The sequence below is a fragment of the Caenibius tardaugens NBRC 16725 genome (genome assembly GCF_003860345.1).
Classification (GTDB): Bacteria; Pseudomonadota; Alphaproteobacteria; order Sphingomonadales; family Sphingomonadaceae; genus Caenibius; species Caenibius tardaugens.
This window is the reverse complement of the sequence record NZ_CP034179.1, coordinates 3126445-3149120: the sequence shown is the minus strand read 5'-3', so window position 1 is coordinate 3149120 and position 22676 is coordinate 3126445. Positions and strand designations below refer to the sequence as shown.

General features: G+C 62.2%; 21 protein-coding genes. 10 read left to right on the top strand and 11 right to left on the bottom strand.

The window, feature by feature from the left end:
* Window positions 1-10: 10 nt before the first annotated feature.
* Window positions 11-1138 carry a phosphoserine transaminase gene (locus tag EGO55_RS14755; RefSeq protein ID WP_021688611.1) on the bottom strand — a complete coding sequence of 376 codons (1128 nt, stop codon included), beginning with the start codon at window positions 1136-1138 and terminating at the stop codon, window positions 11-13.
* Window positions 1139-1312: 174 nt separating this feature from the next.
* Between EGO55_RS14755 and EGO55_RS14750 the strand changes: the two genes are divergently transcribed.
* Window positions 1313-1972, top strand: coding sequence for an extensin family protein (locus EGO55_RS14750; RefSeq protein WP_040714650.1), 660 nt, complete (start codon window positions 1313-1315; stop codon window positions 1970-1972).
* Here EGO55_RS14750 and EGO55_RS14745 read toward each other — a convergent pair.
* The 6 genes from EGO55_RS14745 to EGO55_RS14720 form a co-directional block, all read right to left on the bottom strand.
* A complete protein-coding gene (locus tag EGO55_RS14745) occupies window positions 1969-2745 on the bottom strand; it encodes a proteasome-type protease (protein ID WP_021688613.1) in 777 nt (258 codons plus the stop codon). The two genes, EGO55_RS14750 and EGO55_RS14745, sit on opposite strands and share 4 nt — an antisense overlap.
* A gap of 98 nt (window positions 2746-2843) precedes the next feature.
* Window positions 2844-3659 carry a transglutaminase family protein gene (locus EGO55_RS14740; RefSeq protein WP_021688614.1) on the bottom strand — a complete coding sequence of 272 codons (816 nt, stop codon included), beginning with the start codon at window positions 3657-3659 and terminating at the stop codon, window positions 2844-2846.
* A 10-nt stretch (window positions 3660-3669) separates the two neighbouring features.
* Entirely contained in the window at window positions 3670-4614 is a 945-nt protein-coding gene (locus EGO55_RS14735) for an alpha-E domain-containing protein (RefSeq protein WP_021688615.1), read from the bottom strand.
* A 34-nt stretch (window positions 4615-4648) separates the two neighbouring features.
* Window positions 4649-6076 (bottom strand): circularly permuted type 2 ATP-grasp protein, encoded by a 1428-nt coding sequence (locus tag EGO55_RS14730; RefSeq protein WP_021688616.1) that lies wholly within the window; start codon window positions 6074-6076, stop codon window positions 4649-4651.
* A 78-nt stretch (window positions 6077-6154) separates the two neighbouring features.
* Window positions 6155-6970, bottom strand: a complete 816-nt coding sequence (locus EGO55_RS14725) for an esterase/lipase family protein (RefSeq protein ID WP_021688617.1) — start codon at window positions 6968-6970, stop codon at window positions 6155-6157.
* Between the two features lie 39 nt (window positions 6971-7009).
* Window positions 7010-7555: a DUF3617 domain-containing protein gene (locus EGO55_RS14720; protein ID WP_021688618.1), complete on the bottom strand. Its 546-nt coding sequence runs from the start codon at window positions 7553-7555 to the stop codon at window positions 7010-7012.
* A 120-nt stretch (window positions 7556-7675) separates the two neighbouring features.
* On the opposite strand from EGO55_RS14720, the gene uvrB reads away from it, so the two are divergent.
* Window positions 7676-9862 (top strand): excinuclease ABC subunit UvrB, encoded by a 2187-nt coding sequence (gene uvrB, locus EGO55_RS14715; protein ID WP_021688619.1) that lies wholly within the window; start codon window positions 7676-7678, stop codon window positions 9860-9862.
* A 193-nt stretch (window positions 9863-10055) separates the two neighbouring features.
* Window positions 10056-10562 carry a hypothetical protein gene (locus tag EGO55_RS14710; RefSeq protein ID WP_124916798.1) on the top strand — a complete coding sequence of 169 codons (507 nt, stop codon included), beginning with the start codon at window positions 10056-10058 and terminating at the stop codon, window positions 10560-10562.
* Here the strand turns inward: EGO55_RS14710 and EGO55_RS14705 are convergent.
* On the bottom strand, window positions 10537-12564 hold the full coding sequence (locus tag EGO55_RS14705) for a protein-disulfide reductase DsbD family protein (protein WP_021688621.1): 2028 nt from the start codon (window positions 12562-12564) through the stop codon (window positions 10537-10539). The genes EGO55_RS14710 and EGO55_RS14705 overlap by 26 nt on opposite strands.
* A gap of 66 nt (window positions 12565-12630) precedes the next feature.
* Here EGO55_RS14705 and EGO55_RS14700 point away from each other — a divergent pair, with 66 nt between their 5' ends.
* The 3 genes from EGO55_RS14700 to EGO55_RS14690 all read left to right on the top strand — a co-directional run bounded on the left by EGO55_RS14700 (window position 12631) and on the right by EGO55_RS14690 (window position 14659).
* Complete coding sequence (locus EGO55_RS14700) at window positions 12631-13845, top strand: UbiH/UbiF/VisC/COQ6 family ubiquinone biosynthesis hydroxylase (protein ID WP_021688622.1); 1215 nt, start codon at window positions 12631-12633, stop codon at window positions 13843-13845.
* 110 nt (window positions 13846-13955) lie between these two features.
* A complete protein-coding gene (locus tag EGO55_RS14695) occupies window positions 13956-14225 on the top strand; it encodes a hypothetical protein (protein WP_021688623.1) in 270 nt (89 codons plus the stop codon).
* A gap of 68 nt (window positions 14226-14293) precedes the next feature.
* On the top strand, window positions 14294-14659 hold the full coding sequence (locus EGO55_RS14690; protein ID WP_040714652.1) for a response regulator: 366 nt from the start codon (window positions 14294-14296) through the stop codon (window positions 14657-14659).
* A 24-nt stretch (window positions 14660-14683) separates the two neighbouring features.
* Here EGO55_RS14690 and EGO55_RS14685 read toward each other — a convergent pair whose 3' ends face one another.
* Genes EGO55_RS14685 through hemC form a run of 3 tightly spaced genes read right to left on the bottom strand, consistent with a single transcriptional unit; the run spans window position 14684 to window position 17322 of the window.
* A complete protein-coding gene (locus EGO55_RS14685; protein ID WP_021688625.1) occupies window positions 14684-15673 on the bottom strand; it encodes a hypothetical protein in 990 nt (329 codons plus the stop codon).
* A gap of 45 nt (window positions 15674-15718) precedes the next feature.
* Window positions 15719-16396: a uroporphyrinogen-III synthase gene (locus EGO55_RS14680; protein WP_021688626.1), complete on the bottom strand. Its 678-nt coding sequence runs from the start codon at window positions 16394-16396 to the stop codon at window positions 15719-15721.
* Window positions 16393-17322 carry a hydroxymethylbilane synthase gene (hemC, locus tag EGO55_RS14675; protein WP_084619821.1) on the bottom strand — a complete coding sequence of 310 codons (930 nt, stop codon included), beginning with the start codon at window positions 17320-17322 and terminating at the stop codon, window positions 16393-16395. Before hemC ends, EGO55_RS14680 begins: the two co-directional genes overlap by 4 nt.
* A gap of 45 nt (window positions 17323-17367) precedes the next feature.
* Here hemC and tsaD point away from each other — a divergent pair, with 45 nt between their 5' ends.
* The 4 genes from tsaD (at window position 17368) to EGO55_RS14655 (ending at window position 22658) form a co-directional block, all read left to right on the top strand.
* Complete coding sequence (tsaD, locus tag EGO55_RS14670) at window positions 17368-18402, top strand: tRNA (adenosine(37)-N6)-threonylcarbamoyltransferase complex transferase subunit TsaD (RefSeq protein WP_021688628.1); 1035 nt, start codon at window positions 17368-17370, stop codon at window positions 18400-18402.
* Window positions 18399-19406, top strand: coding sequence for an NAD(P)H-dependent glycerol-3-phosphate dehydrogenase (locus tag EGO55_RS14665; RefSeq protein ID WP_021688629.1), 1008 nt, complete (start codon window positions 18399-18401; stop codon window positions 19404-19406). The genes tsaD and EGO55_RS14665 overlap by 4 nt, the downstream gene beginning before the upstream one ends.
* Window positions 19403-20890: a lipopolysaccharide biosynthesis protein gene (locus EGO55_RS14660; protein ID WP_021688630.1), complete on the top strand. Its 1488-nt coding sequence runs from the start codon at window positions 19403-19405 to the stop codon at window positions 20888-20890. Before EGO55_RS14665 ends, EGO55_RS14660 begins: the two co-directional genes overlap by 4 nt.
* A gap of 97 nt (window positions 20891-20987) precedes the next feature.
* Window positions 20988-22658, top strand: coding sequence for a vWA domain-containing protein (locus EGO55_RS14655; protein ID WP_040714655.1), 1671 nt, complete (start codon window positions 20988-20990; stop codon window positions 22656-22658).
* Window positions 22659-22676 lie beyond the last annotated feature (18 nt).

The following is a 22676-nucleotide window of genomic DNA, read 5'->3' as shown; positions in this document are numbered from 1 at the left end:
CCGGAATGTCTCAGGCTTTCAGAGAAGCGTACGCCCAGTCGAGCCAGGGGCCGAGCGCCTCGATGTCCGCCGTTTCAACCGTCGCACCACACCAGATGCGCAGGCCAGCCGGGGCATCGCGGTAACCGGCGATGTCATAGGCTGCGCCTTCCGCTTCCAGCAGACCGGCAAACTTCTTGATGAAGTCGGCATCGGCGCCTTCCACCGTGAGGCAGACGCTGGTCTTGGAACGGTTGGCTTCGTCGGCACAAAGATGGCCGAGCCAGTCGCGGCTTTCGACAATGGCATTGAGCGCAGCAGCATTGGCCGATGCACGGGCCTTCAGCCCTTCAAGGCCACCCAGACCCTTGGCCCATTCCAGCGCGAAGATTGCGTCTTCGACAGCCAGCATGGACGGGGTGTTGATGGTTTCGCCCTTGAACACGCCTTCGGCCAGCTTGCCCTTGGACATGAGGCGGAAAACCTTCGGCAGCGGCCAGGCCGGCGTGTGGTTTTCAAGGCGTTCCACAGCGCGGGGGCCGAGGATCAGCACGCCATGCGCGCCTTCGCCGCCCAGCACCTTCTGCCAGGAGAACGTGGCAACATCGATCTTGTCCCACGGAATATCGTAAGCGAAGACCGCGCTGGTGGCGTCGGCGAAGGACAGACCTTCGCGGTCAGCCGGGATCCAGTCGCCATTCGGCACGCGCACGCCCGAAGTGGTGCCGTTCCAGGTGAACAGCACGTCGTTCGACCAGTCGACCTGCGCCAGATCGGGCAGATGGCCATAGTCGGCGCGGATGATCGTGGGATCGAGGTTCAGCTGCTTGGCAACATCGGTGACCCAACCTTCACCGAAGCTTTCCCAGGCCAGCGTCGTGACCGGGCGGGCGCCCAGCATCGTCCACATCGCCATTTCGAATGCGCCCGTGTCGGAACCCGGCACAATGCCGATCCGATGCGTATCGGGCAGCTGCAGCATCTCGCGCATGAGATCGATGCAATAACCCAGACGGTTCTTGCCGATCTTCGCGCGGTGCGAGCGCCCCAGCGATTCGGTAGCGAGTTTGTCGAGAGAATAGCCCGGCGGCTTGGCGCAGGGACCCGAAGAAAAGAAAGGACGCGCAGGAACGGTCTGCGGCTTGGTATTCTCAGTCATAAATGACTCTCCTTACAGAGAGCTCGCGCGGCGTTGGGACCGCGTGGCCCGCAGCGGCAAATAGAGTTGCCCAGCGCCAAGTCAAGCGCAGCTTGGCAACACTTCAGCGGAAAACGACCGACCAATCAGCCTTATGAATTGATAAGTAACCATATTGCTGACAGATTCCGGTGCATGAGGCGCATATTTCTATTGCTACCGCTGATGGCCATGCTGGGGGCGTGCATAGACAGCCCGCAGGTTTCCAAATCCCGTGGCACGAAACAATCGGCCACGGTGATCACCCCTCGCCCCGAAGCCCGGCAGTGCCTGGCCCAGCTCGGCCAGACCAACGCCAGCTTCACCCCCCTGCCCGATCAGTATTTCGGCGGCGGCTGTTCCAATCTCAACACCGTAAAATTGTCCGATATTCGTGGTGATTATAATCAGTTGGCGGTTGCAAACCTTGGTCCGCTGGCCTGTCCGGTTGCCAGCACTTTCGCACAATGGGCGCGTTTCGGCGCCGATCGCGCCGCACGGCAGATTCTCGGAAGCGGGCTGGTGCGCATCGAAACCATGGGCAGCTATGCCTGTCGTAATGTGGCAGGCACCGGACGCCGTTCCGCCCATGCCACGGCCAACGCGGTCGATGTCTCCGCATTCATTCTGGAAAACGGGCAGCGCATCAGCGTGCTCGAACACTGGAATAACGGCTCACCCGCAGAACGCCAGTTTCTGCGCGTGGTGCAGGATAGCGCCTGCAAACGGTTCGGAACGGTGTTGGGTCCGAATTACAACCAGGCCCACCGGGACCATCTCCATCTGGAAATCGGCAACGGCGCGTTCTGTCGTTAGGACAGTTCCAGATTGGCCGGAGGCGGTTCCCTGTCCGCACCGAAACTGTAATCGGGCAGCGAATCGAACGCCGATTTCAACGCATTACCCCAGTTTGACGAAATCGACTGGAAATACGCATCTTCGGCATGGACCCGCCGTACATGCAACGGGCCGAAACCATCGCGTGCAATCACCATGACATCGAGCGGCATGCCCACCGAAAGGTTCGCCTTCAGCGTCGAATCGAACGACACCATCAGCAGTTTCACCGCATCCTCAAAGCTCATGTCGCGCTCATAACCGCGCAGGATGATAGGGCGGCCATACTTGGTTTCGCCGATCTGGAAAAACGGCGTGTCCGAAGTCGCTTCGATGAAATTGCCTTCGGGGTAGATCATGAACAGGCGCGGTTCCATGCCATTGATCTGCCCGCACAGAATGATCGAGGCGGTGAAACGCCCCTCGCCGTTTTGCCCGTTATCGCTCTGTGAATTCTGGATCGTTTCGCGCAGCAACCGCCCTACTTCAGCCGCCACCTGAAACATCGTCGGCGCTTCGAGCAGCGAATTGTGCCGTTCGGAAGGGGTTTTGGTCCGTTCTTCAAGCTGGCTGATAACCGCCTGCGTGGTCGCCAGATTGCCTGCCGTCATCAGCGCGATGATGCGGTCACCCGGCACCGACCAGTAGAACATCTTGCGAAAGACAGAGATGTTGTCGACGCCCGAATTGGTGCGGGTATCGCTCATGAGCACGAGGCCCTTGTCCAGCATCATCCCAACACAATAGGTCATGCGTATTCCTCTGGCACTGCCAAATAATATTTGAAAACCGGGCGCTAGCGACCCTTCGCCGCCCGATCAACGCCAGTTTATGTCAGGCTGGCCCGGCTTTACTGCTGCGTAAACTGCCGCTCCACCGCCAGTTGCACGTGCAATTCCTCTTCTACACCACCAAAACTGATTCCCGTAATCGGCGCAGCATCCCTGTAATCACGCCCGGTCGCCACGCGAATATAGCGCGCATCGGGACTGATGCCATTGGCCACATCAAAGCCCACCCAGCCCAGTCCCTCGACATAGGCTTCGGCCCATGCATGGGTCGCTTCCTGATTAACCCTGTCGTCCATCATCAGATATCCGCTGACATAGCGCGCCGGAACGCCCAGCAGGCGGACGCCGGAAAGGAAAATATGCGCATGGTCCTGGCAGACCCCGTGGCCTGCCTCCATCGCCTGTTCCGCAGTCGTTTCCACCCCGGTATGACCAGCTTCATAGGCGACGTGTTCGAGAATCATCGCAGACAGCGCGTGCAATTGCCCCAGAAGGTCGCGTTCTTCACGGCGCACCGCGGCCACCAGTGCACGGATTTTCGGGCCCGGTCGGGTATAGGCGGTCTGGCTGCTGAAACCCCAGAGCGGCAAATTCCCCGAATGCGGGCCCATCACACCGGCGCGATCCTCGGTCTGCACCGTTCCGTGACAGCGAATGACCACTTCACTGGTGCCGGGCGCGACGGAAACCAGCGTTACGCGGTTGCAGTTCTGATCCTCGTAGGACAGCTCTTCCTTCACCCCTTCATACTCGACATGCCAGTCAAGCACGACCTGCCCCTGTGTGGCCTTGGGCATGATCCGCAACCTCTGCAAAGCATATGCGACCGGTTCGGCGAAGCGATATCGGGTCGTGTGGTCGATAGCGAGGTGCAAGGGCAGGCTCCTATGTGATGAAGCGGTAATCCTCCGCGATCGCATTCGCGACCGCCTGGTTACGGTCGATGAAGTCGATCAGGAATTCGTGCAGACCAGTGTCGAAAATATCCTGAATGGTGCGTTCGGCCAGCCAGTCCCGCGTGTCGCGCATCACGGCGTGCGCGGGGCTTTCTTCCCCATATTCCCGTGCCAGTTCCGTAAGATGCTGGGAAAGCTGTTCGTAACTGAACCGCAGACTGCGCGGGAAACGGGCATCCAGAATGAGAAATTCGGCAATTCCGCGTGGGTCCATCTGGCCGGCGTTGAGCCAGCTGTAGGCCCGATCGCCTGCCAGTGATCGCAGCACCTGATCCCACTGTGAACTGTCGAGACTGGACCCGACATAGGCCAGCGAAGGCAGAAGCAGGTGATACTTCACGTCCAGAATACGCGCCGTATTGTCCGCGCGTTCGATAAACATCCCGGCCCGTGCGAACTGGTAGATGTCGCTGCGCAGCATGGTGCCATAGCTGGCGCCGCGGAACAGCGTGGTTTCCCGGCGGATAGTGGCCAGCACCGCGCCCAGATTGCTTTCCCTGACCGGTCGGGACAGCATGTCCTTCAACGTCATCCAACCTTCGTTGACGGCTTCCCACACTTCCATGGTGAGCGAAGAACGTGCAACCCGCGCGTTGGTGCGCGCCATTTCCGCCATGGCCAGCACGCTGCTGGGGTTTTCGGGCGCGCGCAGCACATAATTGCACACTTGCGGCCCGGTATAGCTGTCATACAGCGTGTCGTAGTGTTCGACCTGCCCCAATGTGACAATGACCGAACGCCATTCCTCGCTGGCGGAATCCGACGCCCGCGTCAGCGACATGCGGAACCCCGCGTCGAGCAGGCGCGAGGTGTTTTCCGCCCGTTCGAGATAACGGCACATCCAGAAGATGCTGTTGGCGGTCCGCCCTAGCATGGCTGCGTCTCCGTCCTGATCCGTGCGCCGCCCATCAGTCGTCCAGCACCCAGGTATCCTTGGTGCCGCCGCCCTGGCTGGAATTCACCACCAGCGACCCCTTCTTCATCGCCACCCGGGTCAGGCCGCCCGGCGTGATATCGATCCCTTGCGGCGAAACCAGCACGAAGGGGCGCAAGTCCACATGGCGCGGGGCGAGCCCCTTCTTCGTGAAGACCGGCACGGTCGACAGTGCCAGAGTGGGCTGCGCGATATAGTTTTCCGGCTTGGCTTCGAGCTTCTTGCGGAAAGCGGCGATTTCCCGTTTGGACGATGTCGGGCCGATCAGCATGCCATACCCGCCGGAACCGTGAACTTCCTTGACCACAAGTTCCTCAAGATGCGCCAGAACATAGGCCAGACTGTCCTTTTCCGCGCACCGCCAGGTGGGCACATTGGGCAGCAACGGCTTCTCGCCCGTATAGAATTCCACGATTTCGGGCATGAAGCTGTAGATCGCCTTGTCATCCGCCACACCAGCCCCCGGTGCGTTGGCAATCGTCACCCGCCCGGCCCGATAGACATCCATGATACCCGGCACACCCAGCAAGCTCGTCGGGTTGAAGCTCAGCGGATCGAGGTATTCATCGTCGACCCGGCGATAAATCACATCGACCGGCTGATAACCGCGGGTCGTGCGCATGCAGACACGGCCGTCCTGAACCCGAAGATCGCTGCCTTCCACCAGTTCCGCGCCCATCTGATCCGCCAGAAAGGCATGTTCGAAATAGGCCGAATTGTAGACGCCCGGCGTCAGCACGGCGACCACCGGCCGCGCCGCGGCACATTCCGGGGCACAGGCGGCAAGGCTTTTGGCCAGTCGGCGGGGATAATCGGATACCGGCCGCACATGCATCCCGGTGAACAGTTCCGGGAACATCGACATCATCGTTTCCCGGTTTTCCAGCATGTAACTGACCCCGCTGGGCGTGCGGGCGTTGTCTTCCAGAACCATGAATTCGTCAGGGCCGGTGCGAACCAGATCGATCCCGACAATATGCGTGTAAACCCCGCCTGGCGGTGTCAGGCCAACCATTTCCGGCAGCCAGGCCACATTGTCGCGGAACAGCCGTTCGGGCAGGCGGCCTGACCGGACAATTTCCTGCCGGTGATAGAGGTCGTGAATGAATGCGTTCAGAGCCCGGACGCGCTGTTCGATCCCGCGCGACAGACGCCGCCATTCCTTGCCGGTAATAATACGCGGCACGAGATCGAAGGGGATCAGACGCTCTTCCGCATCCTCTTCCCCGTAAACGTTGAAAGTGATCCCTGTGCGCCGGAAGAAGGCTTCGGCTTCAGCCCCCTTGTGTGTCATCCAGTGCTGATCTTGTGCCTCAAGCCATTCGGAATATCCGGCATAGGCTGACCGGGTCCCGCCATCAGCGGTGAACATCTCGTCGAATGTCGGGCTTGAGATCGTCATAGGCCTCTTATGTTGCAGTGCAACAATGCCATATGCCGGGGCACTGTCAATCGATTCCAGACACTTGCTGCATTTTTTTCAAATATCCTCCAGTTCGCGCAGCACCGCGGCAATCGCTTCGGGCGAGTAGGCGAAACCCAAATGCGTGCAACGCAAGGCAATTTCCCGATCCCGTTCCCCCGGCAGGCCACGGGAAGACCGGGCCGAAACGATGCCGTCGCGCGGGCTCCACAGGGCCACGGTCGGCACCGGCGGCTTCATCGCCAAATCCGTGTCGATGGGTGGCGATTCCACCGCATGGCCAGTGACCAGATGATATATCCGCCAGGCATTGTTGGCACGCGGATTGCCGGAAAACGGCGACCCCATGGTCACTACCTTGGCCACGATATCGGGATGACGCCACGCCAGTTCGCGGGCAAACAAACCGCCCAGGCTCCACCCGACCAGCACCACAGGGCGGCCATAGCGTTTGTGCAGATGTATGAGGCGGCGTTCGAGCAGGGGAATATTCTGAACGGTCGGGCCGAAATTGAACCCCAGCCCCCAGCGCTTAACTTTGTGCCCGGCCTTCTCCAGTTGCTGCGCCATATAGCGCATCCGCACCGGGTGCGTACCGAAGCCCGGCAGCAACATCACCGTGCGCGGATTGCTGGTGCGTTCAACAGGGAAATTGCGCGTGAACCGGCGGAAGGGTTCAGCAAAAACATCGAGCTCACCCAGCATGCGCCGGATAGGCGGCCCCTTGACCCCACTGGGTCGGGGTTCGCCAGCCAGAGCGGCACGCCGGGCGGCTTCCCGATAGAGGGCTGCCATACGGGCGGAACCGCCGGCGTCGATATCCTCATCGACGCCGAGCGGCCCGTCATCCGGTACAGGAGGTTGGACGTTCATCGCGTACCAGCCACCGGCCCATCAGACCGGGTGACCGGATCAGGTGCAATCACCGATCCGTTCATTGGTGACTTCCATCTTGGTGTGCATCTTGCCGCCCGGAATCTGCGGCGCGGTATTGTTGATGTCCATCACGATCTTGGAGCCAGTGGACGAGGTCGTACCGTTCATCGTCATATCCGACTTCATGCCGTTGCCCATGTCACAGGCCATCTTGGCATCAAGCGTGTTGGAGGCGACGTTGAACTTCTCGAAGGTGCAGTTGCCCTGTGAGGACTTCTTCACCATTTCCTCGTAGCCCTTGTTGGCGTCTTCGGCCGACAGGCAGAATTCCGTGGCCTGACCGTCCTTGCCGCCCATCATGCCCTTCATCTGTTCCGCCTGGGCAGCGGGCATTCCGGGAATGTCGAACTCGAGAACCTTCACGCTCGAACGGTACTTGCCCGGTTCCGGCTTTGCCATCTTCGATGCTTCAGCCGCTGCCTGTTCCGGGGTCTTGGGGCCTTCGTCCGATTTGCCGCAACCTGCCAGCAGAAGCGCTGCGGCGAGCGGGGCAGTGAACGAAAGAACATGTTTCATACGCATGGAATTCTCCAGAAATGTTGCAATCCAGCGACCGATTGTCTTTTCATCTCACACGCTAACAGGCGAAACGCCCTCTGCCAACGATTGCGTGCCCGCCCTGCTGCGCCCATATTCACCGCCATGGCAGAACTTGTAATCCGTCGCGGGCTGGAAGAGCCGGATACCTCCGGCACCTTTGTCCCCCACAAACCGGCACGGCCCGAGAAGACAGACGGCGGCAAGCCGTTCCGGATCGTGTCCGAATACGCGCCATCAGGCGATCAGCCCACCGCCATTGCCGAACTGGTGCAGGCGGTCGGCGACGGGGAAAAGACGCAGGTGCTGCTGGGCGTCACCGGATCGGGCAAGACCTTCACGATGGCCAAAGTCATCGAACATGTTCAGCGCCCCGCCCTGATTCTTGCCCCGAACAAGATTCTCGCTGCCCAACTTTATGGCGAATTCAAAAGCTTCTTCCCCGATAATGCGGTGGAGTACTTCGTCAGCTATTACGATTATTACCAGCCGGAAGCCTACGTTCCGCGCAGCGACACCTATATCGAGAAGGAAAGCTCGGTGAACGAGGCGATCGACCGGATGCGCCACTCCGCCACCCGTGCACTTCTCGAACGCGATGACGTGATCATCGTGGCGTCGGTCTCGTGCCTTTACGGTATCGGTTCGGTCGAAACCTATTCCGCGATGATTTTCGATCTCAAGAAAGGGGATACGGCCGACCAGCGCGAGATCATCCGCAAGCTTGTTGCCCTGCAGTACAAGCGCAATGATGCCGCGTTTGCCCGCGGCAATTTCCGCGTGCGCGGCGACAATCTCGAAATTTTTCCCAGCCACTATGAGGATATGGCGTGGCGGATCAGTTTCTTCGGTGACGATATCGAGGAAATCGCCGAATTCGATCCCCTGACCGGCAAGAAGGGGGCCAGCCTCGACAAAGTCCGGATTTACGCCAATTCGCACTACGTCACGCCCGGTCCGACAATGAAACAGGCGAGCGAGGCCATCAAGTTCGAACTCTCCGAACGGCTCAAGGAACTTAATGCCGAAGGGCGTCTGCTCGAAGCACAAAGGCTGGAACAGCGCACCAATTTCGATCTCGAAATGATCGCCGCCACCGGGTCTTGCGCGGGGATCGAGAATTACAGCCGGTTTCTCACCGGCCGCCTTCCCGGAGAACCGCCGCCGACGCTGTTCGAATATCTGCCGGATAACGCGCTGCTGTTTGTCGATGAAAGCCACCAGACCGTGCCGCAGGTCGGCGCCATGGCGCGCGGGGACCATCGCCGCAAACTGACTCTGGCCGAATACGGGTTTCGTCTGCCCAGCTGTATCGACAACCGCCCATTGCGGTTCAACGAATGGGATGCGATGCGCCCGCAAACCGTCGCCGTTTCCGCCACCCCCGGCAATTGGGAAATGGAACAGACCGGCGGCGTCTTCGCCGAACAGGTGATCCGCCCCACCGGCCTGATCGACCCGCCGGTGGAAATCCGCCCGGTGGAAGATCAGGTCCAGGACTGTATCAACGAATGCCGCGAAACGGCGGCGCGCGGCTATCGCACACTGGTTACCACGCTGACCAAGCGCATGGCCGAAGATCTGACCGAATTCATGCACGAAGCCGGTGTGCGCGTACGCTACATGCATTCCGATGTGGAAACGCTGGAACGCATCGAACTGATCCGCGATTTGCGCATGGGGGTTTACGATGTGCTTGTGGGCATCAACCTCCTGCGCGAAGGGCTGGATATTCCCGAATGCGGGCTGGTCTGCATTCTCGACGCCGACAAGGAAGGGTTCCTGCGCAGCGAAACCTCGCTGGTGCAGACGATTGGCCGCGCCGCGCGCAATGTCGATGGCCGGGTAATCCTCTATGCTGACCGTATGACCGGCAGCATGGAACGGGCCATCGCGGAAACCGACCGGCGCCGGGATAAACAGCGCGCCTACAACGAAGAACACGGGATCACCCCGCAAACAATCCGGCGCGGCATTGCCGATATCGTGGCGCATACCGCGGCGCAGGACGGGGTTACTGTCGATATCGATGCAGAAGGCCGCAACAATCTCGTCGGGCACAATCTGCGTGCCTATATCGAAGAACTGGAAGCGAAAATGCGCGCCGCCGCCGCTGATCTGGAATTCGAAGAGGCCGGGCGATTGCGCGATGAAATCCGCCGTCTGGAAGCGGAAGAACTTGGTTTGCCAGAAGCCGAACGCAAGGCTCCTGTCGCCGGGCGCAGCAACGAAGGCAAACCCGGCACGCGCAAAATGCGTTACGGCAAGGTACAGCGCAAATGGGGGCGGTAGAATGTATATTTGCGCCAGATAGTTACGCAACAACGTGGAAATGCCATGATGATCAGTTGCGCTTGGCAGTTCTCGCAGCAATATAAGGACATCGCAGTCATTAATTAACAGAACTGAACAGATGCAGCGGCGCGCCCTTATTTCTTTTTTCTGTCTTCCACTGGCTGCATGCAGTGCAGCGGCCAGTGACAATGTGGTCCAGAAATTCTCTTTTGAAGAGATTGGCAGTCAGCCCGAACCCATTCTGGCGGCATCGCCCGATGTCACCCATGCGGTCTGGGCTGCGCTGGACAGCGCAAATTCGCTCCGTTTCGGTAAACCCGGCGAAACCCCGCTTTTCTCACTGACCTGTGAAGAAGCACAAGGCGCGGGGCCGTTTATCCATATGGTTCGCTACGCGCCGGCCGATCCCGGGGCCAAGGCGCTGCTGGCACTGCTGGGCGCACGCATGAACGCGCGGCTGGCAGCCGAAACCCATTCTGAAGGCGGCGCCTGGCGCTGGGAAAGCCGCACCCCCGCGCTCGATCCGCAACTCGATGTTTTCCTTGATGGAAGTGCGGTCGAGGCGACCCTGCCCGGCGGCGGCACGCTGAAGCTGGCCGCCAGCGCGGAACCGGCCCGGGTCGTCACTGCCTGCCGCCATGGGATGACGGCGCAGGCCACAGCGGAACCGGTTACTCCGCCTGCTCCGCCAGCCTGACGAGACTATCCGGGGTCAGCACCTGCGGTAACTGCCGCCCTTCCCCGCCTGCCGGATACCAGAGGTAGAGCGGTACGCCCGCCACACCCTGTTCTGTCAAGAAATGCGTGATCGCCGGATCGCGACGGGTCCAGTCACCCCGCATCGCGATGATACCCGCCTTGTCGAACGCAAGACGGGTTGCTTCCCGTTCGATCGCCACGCGTTCGTTGACCTTGCAGGTCACGCACCAGTCCGCTGTAAACCACAGGAACACCGGTCGACCGCTCGCCCGGGCGTTGGCCAGCGCCTCCACACTGAAATCCTTCGGCGCAAGCAAGCCTGCCTCTGCCTTGTCCGGCGGACTGAATGCCGCTGGCAGGGCAATCGCCGCAAACAGGGCAAAGGGCACGAACACCGCAAGGAACGGGGCAAGCACAGCCTTTCCCCGCCGCTGGCGGTAGCCGACGATCCACAGGGCCAGCACAAGGCCAATCGCCGCAAGGCAGGCCACGGCCATGAAACCCGTTCCGCCCAGCCTGCTTGCAAGCCACACCAGCGCCAGTGCCGTCAGCCCCATGGGCAGTGCCAGTATCTGCCGGAACCGCGCCATCCACGCCCCCGGACGCGGCAACAAGCGGCGCAAAGGCGGCACAAACCCGAGCAGCAGGAACGGCAAGGCCAGCCCAAGGCCGAGCGCCGCAAACAGCAACAGCCCCTGCGCCACGGGTAGCAGAAGCGCCGCCCCCATCGCCGCCGCCATGAATGGACCGGTGCATGGTGTCGCAACGAATGCCGCCAGCAACCCCGTGGCGAATGCGCCGCCCGGTTTGCCATCGCGCGTGATCGACAGCGTGGGCAATTCAAACAGCCCGGCAAAATTGGCCGTGATCGCCACAGCCAGTAGCAACAGTGCGACCACCACCCACGGTTCCTGCAACTGGAATGCCCAGCCGACCTGTTCGCCGCCGGCACGCAGGGCGAGCAGCAAGACCCCCAGCCCCAGACAGGCCAGAACCACGCCCGCGGTATAGGCCAACCCTTCGCGCCGCGCCTCGGCCGCGCTCTCGCCCGCGCGGGCAAGACTCAGCGCCTTGAGGCTGAGTATGGGAAAGACGCAGGGCATGATGTTCAGCAAAAGCCCACCGGCCAGCGCACCGATCAGCAACAGCCACAGCGAAGGCAGATTGGCAGGCACAGCGGCAATCAACGTGCCGCCGCCCGGGACCGCACCCGGCCGAGCCGCAAACCGCACCCCCTCACCGCTCTCATCCGTGCGCAAAATTCCGGTTATTTCATTGGCTTGCCCACCACCCTTGCGCACCAGTTCCGCAATCAGCCAATCGCCCTTGCGCCGGAACACCTGCGGCGCGGCGTAATCGATCAGTTCGGTGTTCTCCACGAACACATGCGGCTGGGACAGTGCCATGGCGGCAGGCAGCGGAATGGCGATCCGCAGCCGATCGGCCGTCTGCGCAAAACGCCCCGGCTGATCGAGCAGCGCGGGAATGGCGGCGCGCCAGCCGTCAAAACGCGAATCGATCAATCCCGCCCCAGGGTGGATCGTGGTCGAAAGTTCGGCCCTTTCCGGCACGCAAATCGTGTCGGTACAAGCCAGCCATTGCGCCTTCACGCGCACGGTCACCGGAGTGGCGGCGGCATCGCGCGGCACTTGCACGGGTACCAGAACCGCATAATCGCCTTTGTAGACATGGTTCATCAGTGGGCCGATTTTCAACGTGTGCGGCACCGGGTATTCGGGATTGCCTGCCTGCCAACCCAGCGGCAATTGCCAATCCAGCGTGAGGCCATACCCCGCATCGCCGGGATTGACCCAGTAACCATGCCATCCTTCCGCCGGGCGGAAGTGCAGCGCCAGTTCCAGTGGCTTGCCCGGCTGCGCCGCACCGTTCGCAACCAGTTCCGCCGCAATATTGTTCTGCGCCCGCGCCGGACCGGCCAGCGCCAGCGCAAACAGCAGGATCAGCCCGGCCCACAGCCGACAGAAGGCAAAATGCGGCATTGTCCTTGCACTCATGATGGTGCGGGCTTTAGGGCAGGCTATCTGAACCCGCAATGGAAGCTCATCATGTCCGATACGCGTGAATTGGTAATCATCGGCGGCGGTCTTGTCGGGATGACGCTGGCACTGGCCGCGGCGAAGCAGGGCATCGCCAGCCATGTCGTCGACATGGCCGATCCGGCCGCGCTTACCGCCGATGGCTTCGATGGGCGCGCTTCCGCCATTTCCACCGCCAGTTGGAACCTCTTTACCAATATCGGTCTTGCCGACCGGCTGGCCCCACAGGGATGCCCGATTGCCTCGATCGCGGTGACCGATGGCATGAAGCCCGGCCGGATCGATTTCCAGCCGGAACCGCACGAAGGCTCGCTGGGCGTGATGTTTTCCAATCGCGTGCTGCGCGAAGCGATGTTCGAGGCAGCGCGGGATGAAAAACTGATCGCATGGCATGCGCCTGCCCGCGTGGTCGACCGGCAACGGGGGCCGCACGGGGTATCCGTCACACTGGCCGACGGGCAGGTTCTGAAGGGCCGCCTGATGGTCGCCGCCGAAGGCCGCCGTTCCCCCACCCGGGATGAAGCCGGGCTGAAACTGGCGCATTGGGACTACAAACACCGCGCGATCATTGTCGGGCTCGACCATGAAAAATCGCATGACAATGTCGCCTGGGAAATCTTCTATCCCGCGGGGCCGTTCGCACTGCTGCCCATGCTTGATGGCCCGGAAGGCCAGCACCGCAGCGCACTGGTGTGGACCGTTTCGGAAAAGGATGCCGCCGGTGTACTGGCCCTGCCCGAACGTGCCTTCTGTGCCGAAATCGAAAGCCGCATGAACGGGATGTTCGGCAAAGTCACGCTGAACAGCCAGCGTTCGTCCTATCCGCTCAGCTTCCAGCATACCGTGCGCATGACAGGGGAACGCCTGGTCCTTGTGGGTGACGCCGCGCATGGCATTCACCCGATCGCCGGTCAGGGTCTCAATCTCGGCCTGCGCGATGTCGGCACGCTGGTCGAAGTGCTGACCGACGGCATGCGTATCGGCCTCGATCCGGGCGATGCCCAGTTGCTCAAGCGTTATGAACGCTGGCGCGGGCTCGACACCTTCTCCGTTTCGCTCGCTTGCGACAGCATCACGCGCCTGTTCGGCGTGCCCGGGCGCATCCCCTCAGCCATCCGCCGCCTGGGGATGGCGGGCGTGCAGCGGATCAGCCCGCTCAAACAGTTTTTCATGAATGAGGCACGCGGCGTTTCCGGTAAGCTTCCGGAATTATTGAAGAATTAATTAAAACCCATCAGGCGGCGACATAAAATTACGCCGAGGACGATTGCGTTGGTATTTTGGCAAGGATTGCGTCGTAGCATGCAGGCCAAGCCAAAGGACATGGTTAAATCGTGATTGAAATCGAAATCCAGAACGAGACGCATCAGACGCAGGAACGGCTACGCTTCGCCGTGGTGCCGCGTATTGGCGAAGGCATCCGCCTGCGCGAACCGGATGGTTTCTGGGCCTCATACGATGTGCTCGACCTGTGGTACCAGAAGGCCGATTATGGCGACATCTGGGTGCCTTACCTGCATGTTCGCATCACCCCTGCGGAAATGGACTCCACCGCGGAAGATACGCTTCAGCATGACAAGGGACTGACCCCATTCGCGATCTGATCAAACGATGGCCATCGCAAGCGCGCGATGGCGGGGAACGCCCTGAGGAAACGCAGGGCAGCACCGTTGTGCGCCAATGCCTGGTGGTGGATGATTCGCGCATGATCCGCAAGGTATCGCGCAGCATCCTCGAAACACTGCGCTATGAAGTGACCGAGGCGGAAAACGGCGAAGAAGCGCTGGCCAAATGTAAGGCCGCGATGCCCGATCTGATCATGCTGGACTGGAACATGCCGGTGATGAGCGGGCTGGAATTCGTCACCACCTTGCGCGGTCTGGACGGCGGCACGCAACCCAAAGTGGTGTTTTGCACCACCAATCGCGACGAACAGGCCATTCACAAGGGGATCGAGGCTGGGGCGGACGAATATGTCCTCAAACCATTCGATCACCAGTCGCTTCAGGCCAAACTGCAGCGCATCGGCGCCGCCTGACAGAACGTTCCGGAATAAAGCCGATCAGTCCAGCACGCCCGGGCTGAGCTGTTCGACCTTGTTGCCCCGCGCATCGCGCAGATCACGCGGATCGAGCACCGCCGTGGTTTCCACCAGATCGAGCGCAGCCTGCGCCGCGGCATAACGCTGGGCATCCTGCACCCAGTCCTGCACATTATCGGCATCGGCGCCCGGCATGTTCTTCACTTCGGCCACAGCCGCTTCCACGCGCCCGCTTTCGAGGAACATCTTCGCCCGTTCCAGCCTGCGACGCGGCGCGGGAGACGGCGATGTTTCGCGGCGAATGATAAACAGGTTGTTCAATTCACGTTGCGTGCGGGTCCACAGCGCTTCGTCCTTGGGCGCGCTCACCAGCTCGGGAGAAAGCCCTTCAAGACGGGCCATGAGCTGATCCAGCGTCACCGGATCGCGTGCGGCTTCGATAATGGTGCGCACCGCGTTGGGCCGGGCATCGCCAAAGCGCAACCGCAACTGATCGGACAGATAACCTAGCGGTGCGCCGCGTTCCATCGCGCGGCGCGTGGCAAATGCGATCAGCAAACCTTCGGCACGGGCGGCGTTGCCTGAGGCCGCCTGCGCCTGCAGATCGAGCCGGGCAAGGCGCTGTTCCATCGCGGCGATACGCTGATCAAAGCCGCCCTGTACTTCCGCAACCTTTTCCACTTTCTGCACGGCGTCCACCGCCTCTGCCGCCGCGGCAGCGATCTCGGGATCCGTGCTCTGGATTTCGTCCGGCGATTTGAGGCCTTTGAGCACCACTGTCGTCGTCGGTGCGGGTTGCAGCCCGAGAATGGTGCGGAAATCGATGCCCCGTTCCCATGCCAGCCAGCCGACCAGACCGATACCCAGCGCAAATGCCGCAAGCACAACCAGCAACACGGATTTCAGGCCCAGCCGGATGCCGGGCGCCTGACTGCGCGGCGCAGGCGCGGATGCCGATACCGGCTGAGGCGCGTCTGCGGTCTGTTGTTCTTCGGCTATGGTTGCATTCATATACTAAGCGCTCGTGCGATGACCCGTCGGCTTATCCGAACCGCGTCAATGGCACATGTCCTTTGCCAAGGCCAGCAGATCAGCCTCGCCCGGTGTCGCGGCAACCCGACAGCATCGCCATCCCTCGCCGGCAGCCACCGCGATGCGCTGGCTTAACGCCGCCAGTCCCAGCTTCCCCCGATCAATGCCGTGACGGTCGCATTCCATCGCAAGATGGCGCGCCGCAACCGCCGAATGCAGCAGAACCACGCCGCCTTCGTGCAATTGTGCGACCAGCGCGTCGCGCATCGGCAAGGGCGCATTTTCGTAAACGATACGGGTGACAATCCCGATTCCCGCCGGGGGATAGAGCGGCACATGCTCCGCCCCGGTCAGCCGCAGCAGGGTCATTTCCTGTCCTTGCAGCCTATCGAGCACCGGTTGCAACCGCCCCTCACCCACGGCGGCAACCGCAAAGCCTGCCTGCCGGACGGCCTCTGCCGTCGCCGGGCCGACAGCATAGACGGGCAAGTGCCGCCATTGCGCCAGCCCTTCGCCGCCATGGCGCAGGGCATTGGCACTGCCAATCAGCAAGCCATCAATCGGGCCAGCAGGTGCCACCCAGGGCACGGGCCGGATGGCGAACAGGGCTTCGCCGTGAATTCTCAGCCCCAGCGCGCGGGCTGCGGTCAGCGTGGCCTGCAAACCGGGTTCAGGCCGGATCGCAAACGCCCGCGCTGTCATGCCGAACCGGAAAAATGCACAGCTATCGCCGGGGCGGCGCGCGCAAGCAGGTCGGCGGCCAGATACGTCACCGCCGCCAGATCATCCGTCGCAAAGCGCGCGTGCCCTTCCACCCGTTCCGCCCCGTCGGGTGAAAACAGCACGGCATGCATCGTGATCTCATCCGCTTCGATCGCGCTGCGCACCGCGATCGGGCTGTGGCAATTGCCGCCCAGCGCCAGCAGCAGCGCGCGTTCAGCGATGATCTGCGCATGGCTGGGGCCGTGATCGATGGCCGCCAAAAGCGCCTGCGTGCCTTTGTCGTCCGCGCGGCATTCGATACCGATCGCGCCTTGCGCCGGGGCTGGCAGCCATTGGCCGAGCGGCAGCGGGGTGCCCGCATGATCCTGCCCCAGCCGTTCCAGCCCGGCTGCTGCCAGCAGAGTGGCATCAGCCTCCCCCGCCGCCAATTTGCCCAGCCGGGTGGCGACATTGCCGCGAAACGGCACAATCGTGCAATCAGGGCGGGCGGAAAGCATCTGGGCCGCGCGGCGCGGCGCACTGGTGCCGACACGCGCGCCTTGCGGCAAGTCTGCGATCGATGCGGCGCCGAACAGCACATCACGCGTATCCACGCGCGGCAGGATCGCGGCAATGGCGAGCCAATCGGGCCGGATCGTTTCCACATCCTTCATCGAATGGACGGCGGCATCGATCTGCCCTTCATAAAGCCACTGGTCCAATTCCTTGGTCCACAGCGCTTTTCCGCCGATTTCGGCGAGCGGGCGATCCTGAATCCGGTCCCCCGTCGCCACGACGGGCACGAGTGCAATCGCCTCTTCACCCCAGCCATGGGCTGCGCACAGGCGCGCGCGCGCCTCTTCTGCCTGCGCCATCGCAAGGGGGGAAGAACGGGTTCCAAGGCGGAGTCTGTGCAATGCGGTCATTTCGGCTGCTTGCCCTAATGCGCAATGTCGTTCAGGGGAAGCATGATGGCGTTGATCCTCGGCATAGAATCAAGTTGCGATGAAACAGCGGCTGCGCTGGTGACATCGGAACGCGCGATCCTGGCGCAGCATATTGCGTCGCAGGACGATGCGCACCGCCCCTATGGCGGGGTCGTGCCGGAAATCGCCGCCCGGGCCCATGCCGAACGGCTGGCCCCGCTGATTGCGGCGACTCTGGCCGACGCGGGCCTGACCCTGAACGATGTGGATGCGATTGCCGCCACTGCCGGACCCGGCCTGATCGGCGGTGTCATGGTGGGTCTGGTTACCGGTAAGGCGCTGGCCATGGCGACAGGAAAGCCCCTGATTGCCGTCAATCATCTCGAAGGGCACGCGCTGTCGCCGCGTCTTGCCGACCCCGCCCTGCGTTTCCCCTATGCCTTGCTGCTGGTCTCGGGCGGTCATTGCCAGATCCTGCGGGTCGACGGCGTCGGCCAATACCGACGGATGGCGACCACAATCGACGATGCACTGGGCGAAGCGTTCGACAAGACTGCGAAAATCCTCGGCCTCGGCTACCCCGGCGGCCCCAGAGTGGAAAAGCTGGCGCGCGAAGGCGATGCCAAAGCCGTCCCTCTGCCCCGCCCGCTGATCGGTAGCGCGGAACCCCATTTTTCCTTTGCCGGGCTGAAAAGCGCCGTTTTGCGCGCGAAAGACAGCGGGCACTATCGTGACGCGGATATTGCCGCCAGTTTCCAGCAGGCCGCGATCGATTGCGTGATCGACCGGCTCAAACGGGCACTGGCGACAATGGACGGCGTGACTGCGCTGGTCGTGGCAGGCGGCGTTGCGGCCAATCAGGCGATGCGCCATGCGCTCGAACACCTGGCGGCTGCGCATGATCTGCCGTTTATCGCCCCACCCCTGCAACTGTGCACCGACAATGCCGCAATGATTGCTTGGGCCGGGGTGGAACGCCATGCGCAGGGCCAGTCAGACCCCCTCGATTTCGTGGCCCGGCCTCGCTGGCCGCTTGATCCGGAGGCAGCGCCGGTGCGCGGCGCAGGAGTAAAGGCATGAACGCAGCAGTCATCCCCACAATTGGTGTGGTTGGCGCCGGCGCATGGGGCACGGCCTTGGCCCAGATGCTGGCTTCGGATGGCCGTGAAGTCCTGATCTGGGCGCTCGAACCGGACGTGATCGCGGATATCAACGACAAGCGCCGCAACAGCCTTTACCTGCCTTCCGCGCAATTGGCGCCAACGATCCGCGCCACCGGCGATCTGGCCGAAGCGGCGCAATGCGAAACGCTGCTGCTGGTCACGCCCGCGCAGCATCTGGCCACGATTCTCGGCAAGATGCCGCGTCTGCCGCGCGATCTCGTGCTATGCAGCAAGGGGATCGAGAACGGCACCGGCCGGTTGATGAGCGATGTGGCACGTGATGCCGCACCCGGCAGCGCGATCGCGGTTCTTTCAGGCCCGACGTTCGCGCACGAAGTGGCCGCCGGGCAACCCACGGCTGTCACGCTCGCCTGTGGCGGCGGGGATGCGCAATGGGACCGGCTGGCCCCCGCGATCGCGCGCCCCGCGTTCCGTCCCTATTATTCGAACGACGTTATCGGCGCCGAAGTGGGTGGCGCGGTCAAGAACGTGCTCGCGATTGCCTGCGGCGTGGTGGACGGGCTCGGGCTGGGCCAGAACGCGCGCGCCGCACTGATCGCTCGCGGTTATGCCGAAATGCTCCGCTTTGGCGAAGCGTTGGGCGGGCAGGCCGCGACATTGGCGGGGCTGTGCGGATTGGGCGATCTGGTGCTGACTTGCTCTTCGACGTCCAGCCGCAACTTCTCGCTGGGCAAGGCGCTGGGTGAAGGACAGGATCCGGCCAGCTTGATGGCCGATCGCAGAACGGTGGCAGAAGGCGCATTCACCGCCCCGGTTCTGGTCGAACTGGCGCGCAAATACGCCGTTTCCATGCCCATTGTCGAAGCAGTCCACGCCCTTCTGGGCGGTGCACCGGCGTCTGATGTGGTACGCGATATCCTCGCGCGCCCGCTCAAGCCCGAACAAGAAGAGCCTGCGTGAGCGAACAGGCATCGCAGGACGATATCGCCGCCCTTGCCAAGGGTGGACGGACGAATTTCCTCGGCTTTCTGTTAAGGCTGGCCGCACGCTTGCCGTTCCTGTTTATCGCGGGCCGCCTTTACGGCGCCGATGCGCTTGGTCGCTTCGCCTATGCCCTCGTGCTGGTGGAATTGCTGGGGCAACTCTGTGCGCTCGGGCTCAAGCGCGGTCTGGCGCAATGGCTGGCCCATGCCGAAGATCGCAATCCCGCAAATGTGGTGATGGACGGACTGTTTCTCGCCGCCCTGTTTTCCATCGTCGTCGCGATCGGCCTCTATCTTGTGCCGATCCCGATGTTCCCCAGCGGCGAATATACCGCAATCGACCGCCTCTTGCCACTGGGCATGGTGTTTCTTGCGGTGACAGAAGTCGCCCTGGCCGCGCAGGCCTATCGCTTCGACATTGCCACCACGGTGCGCGCCCGGGCGATTGTCGAACCCTGGACGATTTCCATCATGGCAGGGGTGATGTTTTTCATCATGCCAGCCAGCGGCCTTTCAATCGCCTATCTTCTGTCGGTTGCGGCAGCAGCGGTGGTGGCCTTCATCCCGATGATCGGGACATACGGCCTGCCGCATCATTGGAGCCCCCACCCGTCGAGAATGTGGCGGTTGGTGCGGCAGAGCCTGCCGCTCGCCACAGCCGACGCCATCGAATGGGGGACGCGGCGCGCGGATATCGCCATTCTCGGCCTGTTCGCCTCGCCGTCCACAGTCGGAATCTACTATGTCGCGCAACAGGTGGCGAGCCTGCCGCAAAAGCTGAAAACCAGCTTCGAGCCTATTCTTGGCCCGGTGATTACGCGCAATCTCAAGGAAAAGAACTACGCCGCGATCGCCAAACAGGTGTGTCAGGTGGGTTTCTGGATCACTGCGGCGCAAGCGGGCATCGCGCTGGCGCTGGGCATCCCTGGAGAAGCGGTAATGGGGCTGGTCGGTCCCAATTTCGTCGCAGGGACCGGCGCCATGGCGCTGCTGCTGGCGGCCGAAGTGGCGGCCGCCACCGCCGTGGTATCCGAAGCGGCGCTGGTCTACACCGCCCGTCTGCGCAATCTGTGTATCTCGCTCGCGACAATCGGCTTTCAGGTTGCCCTCAGCGTCGTCCTGATCCTGCTGGCCAAAGACCTTGGCCTGGGTGAACTCTATTGGGCTGCGGCCGTGGCTGCCGCGCTGATGGTGGCGCTGGGCGTGTCCTCTGTTGCGAAAGCCTGGCTGTTGTCGCGCATTCTCAATCAGCGGATCAACAACTGGCGCTGGGCATTGGTCTGGGCAGTTATTCCGGCTGGATTGGTTGGCTGGATTTTCATCCAATTGCCGGAATGGATAGAACTGCTGTTCGGCATCCCGGCCATCCTTCTGGCCTATGGCTGGGTGATCTGGCGCAAGGGTTTCGGCCCTGAAGACCGGGTTCTGTTCCGCCGCAAGATTGATCACCAATCGACCTGACGCCGCGCTTCGTCGCTTCTGTGGGGCATTCAGTCACCGTTCACGGGTCTGGCGCGAGCGTCTGCAATCGGTTGCCGCGTCATCGGAGGGGAATGTTATGCGAATTGCCAGACTGACGGTCACGACCTGTCTCGCAGCGGTACTGGCCGGTTGCGCTTCGCAGGGCAACAGGGACATGGTGCTCGCCCCGCAACAAGGGGAAGCGGCCCATGATAGCCAACCCGCCCCGCCACCCCCTGCTCCACCGCCGCCGCCTCCACCCTCGCCAGCAGTCGCTGCCGCCCCGCCAACGGGCAATTATGCGATGATGGAACGGAGCAAGATCGCACCGGGGCATTATATCCCGCCCGTCATCGTCGCGACCGATCCGGGCAATGAACGGTATGACGGCAAGGAAGTGTCCCCGGTAAAGCTCGCCACAGCGGAACCCGTGTCGACCTTCTCGGTCGACGTCGACACCGGTGCCTATGCCAATAGCCGCCGTTTCCTGTCGCAGGGCGCACTGCCGCCGAAGGACGCCGTGCGGACCGAGGAAATGATCAATTACTTCCGCTATGCCTATCCGGCACCGGAAACCCGCGCGACGCCGTTTACCGTCACCACCGATATCGCCCGCACACCATGGAATGCGGACACGCGGCTGCTGCGGATCGGCCTGCGTGGCTATGACCTGCCCCGCAAGGAACGCCCGCCAGCCAATCTCGTGTTTCTGGTCGATGTCTCCGGATCGATGTTCAGCGCGGACAAGCTGCCGTTGGTGAAAACCGCACTGTCGGGCCTCGCCGCCGAACTTGGTCCGCGCGACCGTGTTTCGATCGTGGTCTATGCCGGGGCTGCCGGTCTGGTGCTCGAGCCGACCAATGACACGCGCAAGATCCGTGAAGCGCTGGAGAAACTGCAGGCTGGCGGCTCCACCGCCGGGGGCGCCGGGTTGCAGCTGGCCTATCAGATTGCCCGCGACAATCGCATCGACGGCGGGGTAAACCGCGTTATCCTGGCCACCGACGGCGATTTCAATGTCGGCGTACGCGACAACAAGGCTCTGATCGCGATGATCGAGAAAGAGCGCGACACCGGGGTCACGCTGACCACGCTCGGGTTCGGGACCGGGAATTACAACGAAGCCATGATGGAGCAGATCGCCAATCATGGGAACGGCAACTACGCCTATATCGACAGCGCGCTGGAAGCCCGGAAAGTGCTGACCGACGAAATGGCGTCGACGCTTTTCACCATCGCCAAGGATGTCAAAATACAGGTCGAATTCAATCCGGCCGTTGTCAGCCAGTACCGCCTCCTGGGTTATGAAAACCGCGCCTTGCGCGAAGAAGATTTTGACAATGACAAAGTCGATGCCGGAGAAATCGGTGCCGGTCATCAGGTGACCGCGATTTACGAAATCGTGCCCACCGGAGCCAAGGGCTGGATCGCGCCGCGCCGTTACGGCGACCCTGTTCCGGCGGCCAGCACGGCCAAGGCGAACGAACTGGCGCTGGTCAAACTGCGCTACAAACTGCCCGATGGCGACACCTCGCGCCTGATTGAACGGGTGGTGCCCACCGCCAGCCTGCGCAGTGCCGGTGCACCGGGCAGCGACATGGCCTTTGCCGCCGCCGTGGCCGCGTTCGGCCAGAAACTGCGCGGCGATCCCCTGCTGGGGACCTTCTCCTACGCGGATATCGGTGCTCTTGCGGGCAAACAGACCAATTTCTGGCGTCAGGAATTCATCCGCCTGACCGGGGTGGCAAGCGGTATCACGCCCGACTGATTTGCACCTTTCCCCCGT

Bases quoted from the DNA above. Each gene is read 5' to 3' on its own strand.
- EGO55_RS14750 (WP_040714650.1), top strand. From the start codon at position 1,313: ATGAGGCGCATATTTCTATTGCTACCGCTGATGGCCATGCTGGGGGCG.
- EGO55_RS14700 (WP_021688622.1), top strand. From the start codon at position 12,631: ATGTCCGATACGCGTGAATTGGTAATCATCGGCGGCGGTCTTGTCGGG.
- EGO55_RS14665 (WP_021688629.1), top strand. From the start codon at position 18,399: ATGAACGCAGCAGTCATCCCCACAATTGGTGTGGTTGGCGCCGGCGCA.
- EGO55_RS14755 (WP_021688611.1), bottom strand. From the start codon at position 1,138: ATGACTGAGAATACCAAGCCGCAGACCGTTCCTGCGCGTCCTTTCTTT.
- EGO55_RS14725 (WP_021688617.1), bottom strand. From the start codon at position 6,970: ATGAACGTCCAACCTCCTGTACCGGATGACGGGCCGCTCGGCGTCGAT.
- EGO55_RS14680 (WP_021688626.1), bottom strand. From the start codon at position 16,396: ATGACAGCGCGGGCGTTTGCGATCCGGCCTGAACCCGGTTTGCAGGCC.
- tsaD (WP_021688628.1), top strand. From the start codon at position 17,368: ATGGCGTTGATCCTCGGCATAGAATCAAGTTGCGATGAAACAGCGGCT.
- hemC (WP_084619821.1), bottom strand. From the start codon at position 17,322: ATGACCGCATTGCACAGACTCCGCCTTGGAACCCGTTCTTCCCCCCTT.
- EGO55_RS14705 (WP_021688621.1), bottom strand. From the start codon at position 12,564: ATGCCGCATTTTGCCTTCTGTCGGCTGTGGGCCGGGCTGATCCTGCTG.
- EGO55_RS14655 (WP_040714655.1), top strand. From the start codon at position 20,988: ATGCGAATTGCCAGACTGACGGTCACGACCTGTCTCGCAGCGGTACTG.
- EGO55_RS14720 (WP_021688618.1), bottom strand. From the start codon at position 7,555: ATGCGTATGAAACATGTTCTTTCGTTCACTGCCCCGCTCGCCGCAGCG.
- EGO55_RS14685 (WP_021688625.1), bottom strand. From the start codon at position 15,673: ATGAATGCAACCATAGCCGAAGAACAACAGACCGCAGACGCGCCTCAG.
- uvrB (WP_021688619.1), top strand. From the start codon at position 7,676: ATGGCAGAACTTGTAATCCGTCGCGGGCTGGAAGAGCCGGATACCTCC.
- EGO55_RS14730 (WP_021688616.1), bottom strand. From the start codon at position 6,076: ATGACGATCTCAAGCCCGACATTCGACGAGATGTTCACCGCTGATGGC.
- EGO55_RS14745 (WP_021688613.1), bottom strand. From the start codon at position 2,745: ATGACCTATTGTGTTGGGATGATGCTGGACAAGGGCCTCGTGCTCATG.
- EGO55_RS14735 (WP_021688615.1), bottom strand. From the start codon at position 4,614: ATGCTAGGGCGGACCGCCAACAGCATCTTCTGGATGTGCCGTTATCTC.